The sequence below is a fragment of the Acidobacteriota bacterium genome (genome assembly GCA_026393755.1).
Taxonomy (GTDB): Bacteria; Acidobacteriota; Vicinamibacteria; order Vicinamibacterales; family JAKQTR01; genus JBAXOX01.
Map to the genome: position 1 here is coordinate 1 of JAPKZO010000014.1, position 12,638 is coordinate 12,638.

A 12,638-nucleotide genomic window follows, 5' to 3' on the forward strand; every position below is an offset into this window, starting at 1 on the left:
TCGCGCCCCTACGCCGTCCCACCGAATCCCGTTGGTTACCGCCTCCGCGCCGGGCGGTTTCCGGTCGACATCGCCTCGACGGGCACGCGGAATTCCACCCGCTTCCCTTCGCGAATGGCGCCGATCGTGATCACTCCGCCGATCGGGGCATCGGCCACCACCTTCACCAACTGCGAGTTGTCGGTGACGCTCCTGCCGTTGACCGCCACGATGACATCCCCCGGTCTGATGCCGGCGTTGTAGGCTGGCGAGTTGCGGGACATCCGATTCACGAACACACCCTTGTCGGTCGTGACGCCCACTTGCTCGGCGACTTGAGAGGTGAGCGGTATCACCTCGAGGGTTCCGATCGATCCCCGGCGCACCGATCCGTACTTGATCAAATCGTTCATCACGCGGCGGGCCAGGTTCGACGGCACCGCGAATCCGACACCCTGATAGCCCCCGCTCTGACTGTAGATGGCCGTATTGATGCCGATCAGTTCGCCTCGAGCATTGATCAGTGCGCCGCCCGAATTACCGGGGTTGATGGCGGCGTCGGTCTGGATGAAATCCTCATACGCCGCGACGCCGACGTTGGTCCGGCCGATCGCGCTGACGATGCCGAGGGTGACCGTCTGATTCAGCTGAAAAGGATTGCCAATGGCCAGCACCCACTCCGCCACCTTGAGCTTGGACGAGTCGCCCCAGGGGACCACCGGCAGCCCGGTAGCGTTCACCTTCAGCAGCGCGATATCAGTGAGCGGATCGGTGCCAATCACCCGCGCGCGCAGTTCGCGTTTGTCGGCCAGCGCCACCGTGATTTCAGCCATGTTGTCGCCGACCACATGGTTGTTGGTCAGGACGTATCCATCTGACGAGACGATCACGCCGGAACCGAGGCTGGTTTCGCGCCGGTCCCGGCCGCCGAACATCTCCGCGTCGTCGCCAAAGAAATAGCGGAAGACCGGATCGTTGGCGAACGGCGAGCTTGAGGTCTGCGCGACCTGCTGCGACGAGATATTCGTGACAGCACCGACGGTGCCGGCGGCCACGCCGGTGAAGTCGGGCAGTCCCGCCATGGCGCGGGCCGCTGGTGCCGGCTGCGCCGACATCGGGCCGTTCTGAGCCTCGACTGCCGGCGCGGCCGTGCTCGTCTCGGCCATGTGCAGGCGGCCCGTGACCACCAGTCCGGCGGCGAAACCAACACTGATAGTGAGGATGGCGAACAATATTCGTTTCATGACAGTCAATCGATCTTGATGCGGCGAATCTGCGGCTGGACCTTGGGAACCAGAATCGTGAGGACGCCATCGCGGAATTCCGCCGACACGCCCGCCGCCCGGACAGGCTGAGGGAGCGCGAAGGAACGCACGAACGCTCCATGTCCGCGCTCGACCCGCAGAAACCGTGCATCCCCCGGTGTCTGGCAGGGCCGCTCGCCTCGGACGACGAGCGTGTGCTCCTGCACATCGATGCGGATGTCGTCGCGGTTCAGGCTGGGGAGCTCAACGCTCACGACGAAGCGATCGGCCGTTTCGAACAGGTCGACAGCGGGCGTCCAGCCGGGCACCTCCTCGGCGCCCAGACGGTTCAGTCGTTCGTGCAAGGCGAGCAGATCGTGAAGCGGATCCCAGCGAGAAAATGCCACAAATCGCATCCTAGCATGTTTGGATGGGCCCAACCAGATGTGCTAGGATCGACGGTCTGTCCCGATGGAAAACTCGCCTGCAAAGGCGTCATCAGGCCCGCCACGGCCGGCAGGATTGCGGTTGAGATCATGAGTTCGATTCAGGCGACGCGGCTCAGAAAAGGCATGCTGATCCATCTGGATGGCGAACTGCTCAGGATCCTCGAGTTGCAGCACGTCACGCCCGGCAACCTCCGCGGTTTCGTTCGCGCCAAGATGCGAAACCTGCGCAACGGGGCCCAGGTGGAACAGCGGCTGCGATCGGAAGATACGATCCAGCGGGCGACGCTGGACGAACTCGAGATGCAGTACATGTACAGCGACGCGGGCGGTCACCATTTCATGGACACCACCACGTACGAACAGATTACGCTCGCCGACGAAGTGCTGGGCGAGATGATCAATTACATCGTGCCGGAATCGACCATCAAGGTCGAGTTCTACGGGGTCGAACCGGTGGGAATCGAGCTGCCTCAGACGGTGGACCTGACGGTCAAGGACACCGCCCCGGCCATCAAGGGATCGACCGCCAACGCGCAGTTGAAGCCGGCGACGCTCGAGACGGGCCTGGTCGTGTCGGTGCCGCCGTTTGTGAACACGGGCGACCGGATTCGGGTCAATACGGAGACGGGCGAATATCAGGCGCGGGTGTAGCGGAAGGCGTGGTCGGCGGCAGGCCCTTCTGACGGAACACGCAACATGACCATGGATATCGAACGGACACGTCACACAGGCTGGATCGAAGTCGTCTGCGGCAGCATGTTCAGCGGCAAGAGCGAGGAGCTCATCCGCCGCCTCCGTCGCGCGCAGATTGCCCGCCAGAAGGTCCAGATCTTCAAGCCGAAATTCGACAGCCGGTTCAGCGAGGACGAAATCGTCTCGCACAGCGAGATGCGGATCCAGTCGCGAAACGTCCTGACCGCACACGACCTGCTGCAGACGGTGGACGACGACACCGAGGTCGTGGGGATCGACGAAGGGCAGTTCTTCGACGCCGAACTGCCGGCGGTGTGCGAAGTGCTCGCCGGCCGCGGCAAGCGCGTGATTGTCGCGGGCCTCGACCAGGACTATCTCGGCAAGCCGTTCGAGCCGATGCCGCAACTGCTGGCCATCGCGGAGTACATCACCAAGACGCTCGCCATCTGCATGGTCTGCGGCAATCCGGCCAATCACACGCAGCGGCTGGTCGCCAGCAGCGACCGCCTCCTGCTGGGTTCGCAAGGGACATACGAGGCACGCTGCCGCCGGTGCTTCGATCCGTCCCTGGCCGGCGGCGACATACCCAAGACGGTCTAGCCGTCACGGACGCGGAGGTTCGTGGACAATCCCCTCGGCGCGCTGCTGCTGTTGCTGGGCGTCGGCTTCCTTGCCGCCAATCTGATCCTGCTCAACGACTACCTGGCGTACCGCCGCCGGCGGCACGACGCGCTGCTGACCTGGGCGCCGCCCAGGCCCGGGACCTTCGTTCTCTCAAAGTGGATCGCCGTCGGTCTCGGCCTCGTGATCCTCTACAAGCTCCTCGTCCTCCATTGGCTGCTCGGCCAGGTGTTCGGCGAAGTGATGATGTTCGTCTACTACGGCGTTGTCTACCCCTTGAGCTTCCGGGTCGAGCGCGGGTTCTACCGGGATGGTCTCCGGCTGGAGCGCAGATTCGTGAAGTACAGCGACATCACGGGATTGACATGGCGGGAGGACCGGGCTCCCGCACTCGTCGTGGTCGCGGGGCACCAGCAGCGGGCCGGCCGGCTTGTGGTCCCGCCGGAGCACTATGGCGAAGCGCGCCGGCTGCTGCGCGATCACATCCGGGCGCACCACCTCCACATCCAGCGGCCGCCCCTGGACCTGGGCGGACATGACGAGCGGGAGGATGTGTAGGGAAAGATCTACTGCAGCCTGAAGATCCAGTCGACCAGGCCCCCGCCGTTCATCGCCATCGGATCGCCGAGCAGCCGCGCCGGCGTGCCCCAGACGAAGGCGAGAATCGTGATGACCATCACGTCGTACTGCCAGCTGGCGCGTTCGTACGTCCAGAACAGTCCACGCCAGAGGATCAACGCCGGCAGCGTCATCACCCGCTGGACCGTGCCCATCTGGGTGACCGGGATTGGCGATGGCGCCGTGCCAGCCTTCACCGCCGCGAGGCTGCGTCCCGCCTCCAGCTCCCGCCAGGTGAAGTAGACGCGAGCCATCACCGTGACGATCGACAGGATGAGGATGACCCACAGCACCGCGGCCATCCGGTTGGTGAAGGCACCGATCATGAACAGCACGATCCGTTCCGGCCGTTCCATGAAGCCGACTTTGCACTTCTCGACCAGCGACTCGGCGCGGGCGCGCGTGTAGCTGGTGAGGACCGAGAACATCATCGCAATCGACGTCAGCAGCACGTAGTCGCCGTGGCCTGTCCCGCGCTCGTTGTAGACCGCAATCAGGCCGATAAACAGCGAGATGTCCGAGAACCGGTCCATCGCCGAGTCAAAAAACCCGCCAAACTCGCTGGCCGCGCCCCCCTCGTGGGCGACCTTGCCATCGATGTAGTCGAACATGTTGGCCGCCACCATCCACCAGCCGGCGGCGAAGAAGCGGCCGTAGGCCAGTTCCCACGCCGCAACGACGTTGACCAGCACGCCGGTGATGGTCAGCAGGTTCGGGTGGATGCGCAGCCTCACGCACGTCCGGATGATGACGCGGAGCGGGAAGTTGAAGAGGCAGCCGATAGCGCCCGTAACGGTCATGGCTTCCGTATAATCAAGACTGGACGGATTGACGACACGAGTCGCGACATCTTATTCCATGCCGATTGAAGACCTCAAGCACCAGATCGCCCGCCTCCCGGAGCAACCGGGCGTGTACGTGTTCCTCGGCCGCGACCATCAGACGCTGTACGTCGGCAAAGCGGCGCACTTGCGTGACCGTGTCAGCAGCTATCTTGGAGCCAGGGGCACGTCGCCGAGGCACGATCGGCTCCTCGACGAGGTCGACGAGCTCAACGTCGTCGTGACCGATTCGGTGGTCGAGGCGCTCGCACTCGAGAACAGCCTGATCAAGGGGCGACTGCCGCGCTACAACATCCTGCTCCGCGACGATAAGACCTACCCGTATCTGAAGCTGACGACCAGCGAATCGTGTCCTCGCGTGCTGGTGGCGCGGCGCGTCGAGCGCGACGGCGACGTGTACGCGGGACCGTTCATGCCGGCGAGCCTGGCGCGTAGGACGATGAACCTGACGCACCGGGTCTTCGGGATCCGGTCCTGCCATGAGCGCATCACCGGCAAGCGGGGCCGCGCGTGTCTCGAGTTCGACATCGGCCGGTGTCTCGCCCCGTGCGTCGACGCGCTGTGCACCACCGAGCAGTATGCGGCGGCCGTGGCCAGAACCCGCCTCCTGTTCGAGGGACGCACCGACGAGCTGATCGCCCGGCTGACGGCCGAGATGGAGGCGGCCGCCGACGGCGAATCGTTCGAGCAGGCGGCGCACCTCCGCGACGCCATTCGCACGCTCGAAACGCTGCGTGACCGCCAGCAGAAGATGGCGACACCGAGATTTGGCGATCGCGACGCGTTCGGCGTCAAGTCGGGGCCCTCTGGCACCATCGTCCAGGTGTTTCAGATGCGGAATGGCCGCGTGATCGAGCGCGTCGAACTGGTCGCCGAACCGGACGCTGGCGGCGGCGAGGCCGAGACGGACGTGCTTGGCGCTGCACTCGGCCAGTTCTACCACGAGCACGAGATCCCGCCGGAGATTCACGTGGCGGAGCGGCCCGATGATGGCGATACGCTCGAGACGTGGCTGAGCGATTGTGCGGGCCGGCGGGTGACCATCACCGTGCCGCGCAGCCAGGACCGACGGGGTCTGCTCGATCTCGCGACGCGCAACGCGTCGATGGCCTATCAGGCCAGATTCAGCGCAGGGGCGGTCGCCAACTTCGAGGCACTCGAGAATCTGCGCGCCATCCTGGGCCTGCCTGCCTTTCCGCGCCGGATCGAGTGCATCGACATCTCGACGCTGCAGGGCGCCGAGACGGTGGCGTCGCTGGTGGTCTGCGAGGACGGGCGGATGCGGCGGAGTGCGTACCGGAAGTTCCGCGTCAGGGGCGCGGCAGCCGCCGCGCCGGCCAAACCGGACGACGTGGGAGCCATGCGGGAAGTGGTGTCGCGGCGCTACCAGGGGCTGCTCGCGCGGGGCGGTCCGTTTCCGGATCTCGTCCTGATCGACGGCGGGCGCGGACAGGTCCACGCCGCCTACGAGGCGTTCGAGTCGCTGGGGCTGGCGAATCTCGTGGCCGTCGGACTCGCCAAGAAGGAGGAGTTGATCGTCACGCGCGACCGGCCTGAGCCCATTGCGCTCGATGTCGACCATCCCTCATTGCTGTTGCTTCGGCGGATTCGCGACGAGGCCCACCGGGTTGCCGTGTCGTTTCACCGGAACGCCAGGCGCGCGCGCGACCTGCGTTCCGAGCTCGACGAGATCGCCGGCATCGGGCCCCGGCGGCGGAACGCGCTGCTGCAGACGTTCGGCAGTGCCGCCGGCGTGCGCCGTGCCAGCCGGGAAGCCCTGTGCGCGGTGGTCGGGGCCAGGGCCGCCGACGCCGTGCTGGCCCACTTCGCTCGCGGCTGACACGTGGTTTCGTGTTAGCCTGAATCTCTTTGTCGTAGACCCTGAGCTCACTCGCGATCCATGCGGCGGCGGTTCGTCGTGCCGATCTGCCAGGGCCACGAACAGGACGCTTGGCGCGCAACACCGCTGAGTCGAAGGGTCACATGGGGAACTCTGTGTCTGCTGTCAAAGCTCGCGTCGTCTCCGGCATGCGGCCGACCGGCCGCCTGCACCTCGGCCACCTCGTCGGCGCCTTGCGCAACTGGGTCCCGCTGCAGGAGCAGTACGACAGTTTCTACTTCGTGGCCGACTGGCATGCGCTGACCAGCGAGTACGCGGCCACCGACGATCTGGCCGGCTACGCGTATTCGAACGTGGCCGACTGGATCGCGGCGGGCCTCGACCCGGAGCGCTGCACCATGTTCGTGCAGTCGCTCGTGCCGGAACATGCCGAACTGCACCTGTTGCTGTCGATGATCATCCCCGTGCCCTGGCTCGAGCGCGTGCCGACCTACAAGGAACAGCGCGACCAGTTGTCCGAGAAGGATCTCTCGACGTACGGCTTCCTGGGCTATCCGTTGCTGCAGACAGCGGACATCATCATGTACAACGCGCACTTCGTGCCGGTGGGTGAGGACCAGGTGCCGCATCTCGAACTCTCGCGGGAGGTCGTCCGGCGCTTTCACGCGTTCTACGGCGAGGTGTTCGTCGAGCCCCAGCCGCTGCTGACGCGCTTCCCGAAGCTGCCCGGGCTCGACAACCGGAAGATGAGCAAGAGCTACGGCAACGCGATCGACCTGGCGGATGACGCCGCCACGGTCGCCCGCAAGGTGATGCAGATGTACACGGATCCCGCGCGGATCCGCGCCGACATTCCGGGCAACGTCGAGGGCAACCCGGTGTTCACGTATCACGACGCGTTCAACGCGGACATCGGCGAGGTCGACGACCTCAAGGCCCGCTACCGGGCCGGCCGCGTGGGCGATGTCGAGGTCAAGAAGAAGCTGATCGCGGCACTCGAAAAGACGCTCGAGCCGATGCGGCAGCGCCGCGCCGACGTGCTCGCCACCCCCTCCCGCGTCCGCGACATCGTCGAAGAAGGATCGCGGCGCGCCCGGGCGATCGCCGCCGAGACGATGGCGCGCGTCCGCGAGGCGATGAAGATCGCGTACCGGCGATGACCGACACGCCACCGTCCGCGGGAATCGAGTTTACGTCATCGCCTGACGCGTACAGCGTCAGCCTCGAGCATTTTTCCGGGCCGCTCGACCTGTTGATTCACCTCATCAAGAAGAATGAGGTGAACATTTACGACATTCCCATTGCGCTGATCACGGCACAGTACCTGGAATACATCGGGCTGATGCAGGAGCTGGACCTCGATCTGGCGGGGGAGTTCCTCGTGATGGCGGCCACGCTCATCCACATCAAGTCGAGGATGCTGCTGCCGCGTCCGGATCCGTCGCAGGACGATGACCAGGAGGATCCGCGCGAGACGCTGGTCAATCGGCTGCTCGAGTATCAGAAGTACAAGGCGGCGGCCAACCTGCTGCACGAGCGCGAGACGCTGCGCAGTGCGCAGTGGCAGCGGCCCGACGTGCGCGTCGCCGACGTGGCGGGCGACGAGTACGAGACCGAGGTCGAGGTCGATCTGTTCAGCCTGATGGCGGCCTTCAAGACCGTGCTCGACCGCGCCAGGCAGCGGCCGAGAATGACGCTGCCCGCCGAGCAGATCTCGATCGAGGATCGGATCGCACAACTGCTCGAACGGCTGTCCGAGACCGACAGCTGCGGGTTCGAAGATCTGTTCGACGATGTGGATTCACGTCAGGCGCTGATTGTGACGTTTCTGGCGTTGCTCGAAATGATCCGGCTTAGACTGGTGCGGGTGTTCCAGGCCGGGATGTTCGGAATGATCCGGGTGTACACGCGGCCGAAGCCGGCGGAACCGGCAGGATAGCGTGGTGCTTCGACCCGCTGACAGGAAAGAGGCAATGGAGGAACTGAAGGCCATCGTCGAAGCGCTGATCTTCGCGTCGCCCGAGCCGCTCACGCTGAAGGCGTTGTGCAAGGTGCTGGCGAGCGAGCCGAAAGAGGACGTGACGCAGGCCCTCGACGCGCTCAAGCTCGACTACGAGCAGCCGGGCGGGCTGCAGCTGATCGAGATTGCGGGCGGATTGCAGATCGTCACCAGGACCGATCTGAATGAGTGGGTCCGACGCCTGTTCCACGAGCGCAAGACGACCAAGTTGTCGGTGCAGGCCCTCGAGACGCTCGCCGTGATCGCCTATCGCCAGCCGGTGACGTCCACCGAGATTGCCGAGATCCGGGGCGTCAATACCTCCGGCGTGCTGGCGACGCTGATGGAGCGCAAACTGGTGAAGATCGCGGGGCGCAAACACGTCGTCGGGCGCCCGTTCCTGTACGCCACCACGCACGAGTTCCTGATGCGGTTCGGGCTCAACGACCTCGGCGACCTCCCGAAGGTCGAGGATATGGCCGATCTGCTCGGCTTCGACCTGTCGACGGCGCTTTCCGAGCCGATGCCGGCCGATCAACTGCTCCCGCTGGAGGTGCCGGGCGAGGAGGCCGTCGAGACGGCGTTGGCGTCCGACGAGCCGCTGCCGGCGGGCGAGCCTGAGGAGGCCTGGGGGACGGGCGAGCCTGAGGAGGCCGCGGGGACGACGGGCGAGGAGAAGGTACACTAGGACGGGGGTCGGGTTGCCGCAAGACGGGCGTTTGCCTGGGATCGCCGGGTTCCCCGATTTCGCTCGTTGAGCTTCGTCGTGGTCTCGCCGTAGCGCTGGGTGCGGAGACGGACAGCCCGGCCGCTTGCTTCAGTCTATGCACTTCGGCGCCGGTCAACTCCCGATGCGAGCCGACCGGGAGCCGCGCATCGCTGATCGGCCCGAATCGCACCCGCCGTAGCCGCACCACCGGGTGCCCAATCGCCTCACACATGTTCCGCACCTGTCGCGTGCGCCCTTCGTGGAGCACGATTGAGATCATCGCCTGATCCTCCCGCGCGCCGAGGCCCGTGTCGACCAGCCTCACGGTGGCCGACGCGGTCCGGCGTCCTTCGATCGTCACACCCCGGCGCAGGCGATCGAGTGCCGACTCGTCGGGCACGCGGCGGACGCGCACGTGGTACTCCCGTTCCACTTCGTGGCGCGGGTGCATCAGCCGCTCGGCCAGCGCACCGTCGTTGGTCAGCAGCAGCAGCCCCTCGGAGTCGTAGTCGAGCCGACCCACCGGATAGACGTACTCGCGCACCTCCGGCAGCAGATCGAGAACCGTCGATCGACGCTCCGGGTCCTTCCTCGTCGTGACGTACCCGCGCGGCTTGTTGAGCAGGATGTAGCGGTGCTGGGTAACGATCCGGATCCGCTGGTCATCCACCCGGATATCGTCGTGCCCGGGATCGGCCTTCGTGCCAAGCTCCAGAATCGTCTTGCCGTTGACGCTGACGCGGCCCTGCGTGATCAAACCCTCGGCGGCGCGACGAGACGCCACACCGGCCGCCGACAGGATCTTCTGTAGTCGTTCCATCATTGCCTCAGCACTTCTGCAAAGAAATCGACCAGCTTCCACACTTCGCGCATGTCCTGCTGCCGGTCGAGTTCGGCATGCGTGATCAGTCCGCTCAGCAGCACCCGCACAGACGCCTTGCCCGCGAGGTATCGCTCCAACCAGAGCGTTTCAATCGACGGAATCACCGTGTCGTCGGTCCCGTGGAGCAGGTAGATCGGGCACGCCGGCGGCGCAGACCGCTCGGGTGACAGGGCCGGGTCGCCCCCAAGCGACACCAGCAGCGGAGCGACCAGCTGCCCGAGTGCCGCCACGTCGCGGGTGTTGACCTGCCGCATGTAGGTTCGCGACGGTTCCGGCAGCGCCTCGGCGAGCCTGAGCGCCTCGTCGAACGTCACCTTGGCGAGCCGCGTGTCGATCAGCTCGTAGTGTCCGGCGAGCAGATACGTGAGGATCGCCTGGCGCAGCGGTGCGACCTGTCCGGCAGGCACCACGCGGTCCGCGAGATCGAGCAGGATAATGACCACGCCGTAGTCGTGGGGGCGCCGGTAGACCTCGCGCCTCGCCGGGTCGCCGGTGGCGCCGGCGGCCGGGACCTCTGGCTCCTGGCCGCTGTAGAGAAACCGCAACTCGCGCGGGAAATCGCCGTGCCCGCCGAACGAGAACACAAAATCGACGCGGTCGCGCAGGGCCGGACGGCCGGCCGCGACAATCGAGAGGCTGCCCGAGAAGCTGATGCCGACCATGCCGATGTGACCGTCCCGCGTGAGGCGCGTCTGTCGCGACAGCCACAGCGCGCTGTCTTCGATCATGTCAGTGGTGCGGGGCGAGATGACGAATCGCTTCAGATCTGGTGTGTCGGGCGTCGCGACCGCCACCCCGACGCTGGCCAATTCGTACGCGAGCCCGTACAGCCGCGGTTCCTCGATGCCCAGCATGTTGACGCCAGCCACCAGCGTGACCGCCCGCCTGATGTGCGCCGGAATGAACAGCCGGGTCCTCAGATCGCCGTGCCTCGACCGAATCGTCGTCATCTCGATGGTGACTTCTTCTCGTTCCCAGTCGAGGGCCCGGCCGACGCGGCCATCGAGATGAGCCATTCGCACGAACACCGCCGCGGCGCGCGAATACGATCGGCAGTACGGTGCCGAGAGGGCCGTCGTCGCGACCAGCGCGACGACAAGGGAGGCCAGGGCCTGGAGACGCATGGGCTTCATGTTACACTCCGAGGCTCGGGATTAGGGATTCCCCCAATCCCCAATCCGTAATCCCTGGTATTGAAACTCCCCATGATCATCGCGATTGACGGTCCGTCCGGCGTAGGCAAGGGCACGGTGGCGCGTGCGGTGGCCTCCGCGCTGGGGATTCGTCACGTCGACACGGGCGCGATGTATCGCGCCCTCGCGTGGCGGGCGGAGCAACTGGGCCTGTCGCTTGATGATGAAGACCAGATGGCACAGTTGGCGGCGTCGGCGACGATCGAGATCGACGGCAGCGACGTCCGGATCGATGGCGCGGATGCCTCGCACGCCATTCGGACGCCGGAGATCGACCGGGCGACCACGCGGGTGGCCCGGCTGGCTCGCGTGCGGGCGGCCCTGGTAGCCAGGCAGCGGGATCTGGCCGAACCAGACGGCGTCGTGATGGAGGGGCGCGACATCGGGACCGCGGTGTTTCCGAACGCCGACGTCAAGATCTACCTGGATGCCTCTCCAGAGGAGCGGGCGCGGCGCCGGGCGCACGATCCCTCGCACACCTCGAGCCAGACACAGGCGCTGGCGGATATCGCCCAGGCCATGCAACGCCGTGATGACAGCGATCGGACCAGGCAGGCCTCGCCGCTCTGTGTGGCGCCCGACGCGATCACGATCGACACCACTCACCTCCAGATTGAGCAAGTGGTTGAGCGCGTGCTGCGTATCGTCACGGCGACGCGCGAGACGGCTGGCCGGGATGCGTCCTGACCCCTTTTCCCAGTCGAATCCTCAGGGAATCGCCCGCCGGACTCGGGGAATCGCCCGCCGAAACGGGGCAGGGAAGACGCCGCCGCCGCCCCTTCAGAATCGAGTGATTGACCATATCTTCTAAGTGTCGTAAACTCAACTGCTTGTGGTCATCTGGTAGGACCAGGCCACCATCCGCAGTCGCCGGCACTGAACACCAAGCCCGGCAATTCACGAAGTGCAGGAGGACGCGCAAGGCATGGCGAACGAAGACGGTACGAACGGCCTGGGTCTGACACAGCAGACGGGCGAACCGACCGGCAGGACAGCAAAGGCTGCGCCGATCAAGGCGCTGAAGCCAATGGGAGGGATGCACGACGATGACGTCGATCCCGAGGAGATGGCTCGCCTGTTGGAGTTGTACGACCGGAGCTTCCGGAATATTTCCGAAGGCGAAGTCGTCAAGGGCACGGTCCTGAAAGTGACCGCGTCGGCAGTGGTCGTTGATGTCGGCTACAAGTCGGAGGGGGTCATTGCGGTCAGTGAGTTCCTCGACGAGACCGGGCAGGTCACGGTCCAGCCAGGCGATCTGGTCGACGTGTTGCTCGAGCGGACGGAAGACAAGGACGGCTACGTCGTTCTCTCCCGCGAAAAAGCGGAGAAGATGAAGATCTGGGACGAGATCGAGAAGGCCTACGTGGATCGCCGGGTCGTCATCGGTCGCGTCATTGAGCGCATCAAGGGCGGCCTGGCCGTCGACATCGGCGTCCGGGCGTTCCTGCCCGGCTCGCAGGTCGATGTGCGCCCCGTCCGGAATCTGGATGCCCTGAAGAACCAGGAACTCCGGATGCGCGTCATCAAGGTCAACAAGAAGCGCGGGAACATCGTGTTGTCGCGCAAGG

The 12,638-nt window shown here is 65.5% G+C and carries 13 protein-coding genes and 1 pseudogene; 9 read left to right on the forward strand and 5 right to left on the reverse strand.

Annotated elements, in window-relative coordinates; all coding sequences use genetic code 11:
• Nucleotides 1-35: 35 nt before the first annotated feature.
• A complete protein-coding gene (locus NTV05_05020) occupies nucleotides 36-1,223 on the reverse strand; it encodes a trypsin-like peptidase domain-containing protein (GenBank protein MCX6543759.1) in 1,188 nt (395 codons plus the stop codon).
• Between the two features lie 5 nt (nucleotides 1,224-1,228).
• Nucleotides 1,229-1,630 (reverse strand): Hsp20/alpha crystallin family protein, encoded by a 402-nt coding sequence (locus tag NTV05_05025; protein MCX6543760.1) that lies wholly within the window; start codon nucleotides 1,628-1,630, stop codon nucleotides 1,229-1,231.
• Nucleotides 1,631-1,759: 129 nt separating this feature from the next.
• Here NTV05_05025 and efp point away from each other — a divergent pair, with 129 nt between their 5' ends.
• From efp to NTV05_05040, 3 genes are read left to right on the forward strand one after another with little or no spacing between them, the layout of a single operon-like run.
• Nucleotides 1,760-2,323 carry an elongation factor P gene (efp, locus tag NTV05_05030; GenBank protein ID MCX6543761.1) on the forward strand — a complete coding sequence of 188 codons (564 nt, stop codon included), beginning with the start codon at nucleotides 1,760-1,762 and terminating at the stop codon, nucleotides 2,321-2,323.
• Nucleotides 2,324-2,374: 51 nt separating this feature from the next.
• On the forward strand, nucleotides 2,375-2,965 hold the full coding sequence (locus NTV05_05035; GenBank protein MCX6543762.1) for a thymidine kinase: 591 nt from the start codon (nucleotides 2,375-2,377) through the stop codon (nucleotides 2,963-2,965).
• Between the two features lie 21 nt (nucleotides 2,966-2,986).
• The gene (locus tag NTV05_05040) at nucleotides 2,987-3,544 is read left to right on the forward strand and encodes a hypothetical protein (protein ID MCX6543763.1); all 558 of its coding nucleotides are present in this window, start codon (nucleotides 2,987-2,989) and stop codon (nucleotides 3,542-3,544) included.
• Nucleotides 3,545-3,552: 8 nt separating this feature from the next.
• Here the strand turns inward: NTV05_05040 and NTV05_05045 are convergent, their stop codons facing one another.
• Nucleotides 3,553-4,404 (reverse strand): CDP-alcohol phosphatidyltransferase family protein, encoded by an 852-nt coding sequence (locus NTV05_05045; GenBank protein ID MCX6543764.1) that lies wholly within the window; start codon nucleotides 4,402-4,404, stop codon nucleotides 3,553-3,555.
• A 58-nt stretch (nucleotides 4,405-4,462) separates the two neighbouring features.
• Between NTV05_05045 and uvrC the strand changes: the two genes are divergently transcribed.
• The 4 genes from uvrC (at nucleotide 4,463) to scpB (ending at nucleotide 8,973) form a co-directional block, all read left to right on the forward strand.
• Entirely contained in the window at nucleotides 4,463-6,286 is a 1,824-nt protein-coding gene (gene uvrC, locus NTV05_05050) for an excinuclease ABC subunit UvrC (GenBank protein ID MCX6543765.1), read from the forward strand.
• 155 nt (nucleotides 6,287-6,441) lie between these two features.
• Nucleotides 6,442-7,446, forward strand: a complete 1,005-nt coding sequence (gene trpS, locus NTV05_05055) for a tryptophan--tRNA ligase (protein MCX6543766.1) — start codon at nucleotides 6,442-6,444, stop codon at nucleotides 7,444-7,446.
• A complete protein-coding gene (locus tag NTV05_05060) occupies nucleotides 7,443-8,225 on the forward strand; it encodes a segregation/condensation protein A (GenBank protein ID MCX6543767.1) in 783 nt (260 codons plus the stop codon). The genes trpS and NTV05_05060 overlap by 4 nt, the downstream gene beginning before the upstream one ends.
• Before the next feature lie 4 nt (nucleotides 8,226-8,229).
• Nucleotides 8,230-8,973, forward strand: coding sequence for an SMC-Scp complex subunit ScpB (gene scpB, locus NTV05_05065; protein ID MCX6543768.1), 744 nt, complete (start codon nucleotides 8,230-8,232; stop codon nucleotides 8,971-8,973).
• A gap of 211 nt (nucleotides 8,974-9,184) precedes the next feature.
• On the opposite strand, the pseudogene NTV05_05070 reads toward scpB, so the two are convergent.
• Nucleotides 9,185-9,814 (reverse strand): annotated as a pseudogene (locus tag NTV05_05070) (pseudouridine synthase).
• Nucleotides 9,814-11,010 (reverse strand): hypothetical protein, encoded by a 1,197-nt coding sequence (locus NTV05_05075; GenBank protein ID MCX6543769.1) that lies wholly within the window; start codon nucleotides 11,008-11,010, stop codon nucleotides 9,814-9,816. Before NTV05_05075 ends, NTV05_05070 begins: the two are co-directional and overlap by 1 nt.
• A gap of 72 nt (nucleotides 11,011-11,082) precedes the next feature.
• Between NTV05_05075 and cmk the strand changes: the two genes are divergently transcribed.
• Together cmk and NTV05_05085 are read left to right on the forward strand one after the other, a co-directional pair.
• On the forward strand, nucleotides 11,083-11,757 hold the full coding sequence (gene cmk, locus NTV05_05080) for a (d)CMP kinase (protein MCX6543770.1): 675 nt from the start codon (nucleotides 11,083-11,085) through the stop codon (nucleotides 11,755-11,757).
• Between the two features lie 238 nt (nucleotides 11,758-11,995).
• Nucleotides 11,996-12,638 (forward strand): S1 RNA-binding domain-containing protein (locus NTV05_05085; GenBank protein ID MCX6543771.1); only part of this gene is annotated, 643 nt, incomplete at its 3' end.

Bases quoted from the DNA above. Each gene is read 5' to 3' on its own strand.
- NTV05_05020 (MCX6543759.1), bottom strand. From the start codon at position 1,223: ATGAAACGAATATTGTTCGCCATCCTCACTATCAGTGTTGGTTTCGCC.
- efp (MCX6543761.1), top strand. From the start codon at position 1,760: ATGAGTTCGATTCAGGCGACGCGGCTCAGAAAAGGCATGCTGATCCAT.
- NTV05_05035 (MCX6543762.1), top strand. From the start codon at position 2,375: ATGGATATCGAACGGACACGTCACACAGGCTGGATCGAAGTCGTCTGC.
- NTV05_05045 (MCX6543764.1), bottom strand. From the start codon at position 4,404: ATGACCGTTACGGGCGCTATCGGCTGCCTCTTCAACTTCCCGCTCCGC.
- uvrC (MCX6543765.1), top strand. From the start codon at position 4,463: ATGCCGATTGAAGACCTCAAGCACCAGATCGCCCGCCTCCCGGAGCAA.
- NTV05_05060 (MCX6543767.1), top strand. From the start codon at position 7,443: ATGACCGACACGCCACCGTCCGCGGGAATCGAGTTTACGTCATCGCCT.
- NTV05_05075 (MCX6543769.1), bottom strand. From the start codon at position 11,010: ATGAAGCCCATGCGTCTCCAGGCCCTGGCCTCCCTTGTCGTCGCGCTG.
- cmk (MCX6543770.1), top strand. From the start codon at position 11,083: ATGATCATCGCGATTGACGGTCCGTCCGGCGTAGGCAAGGGCACGGTG.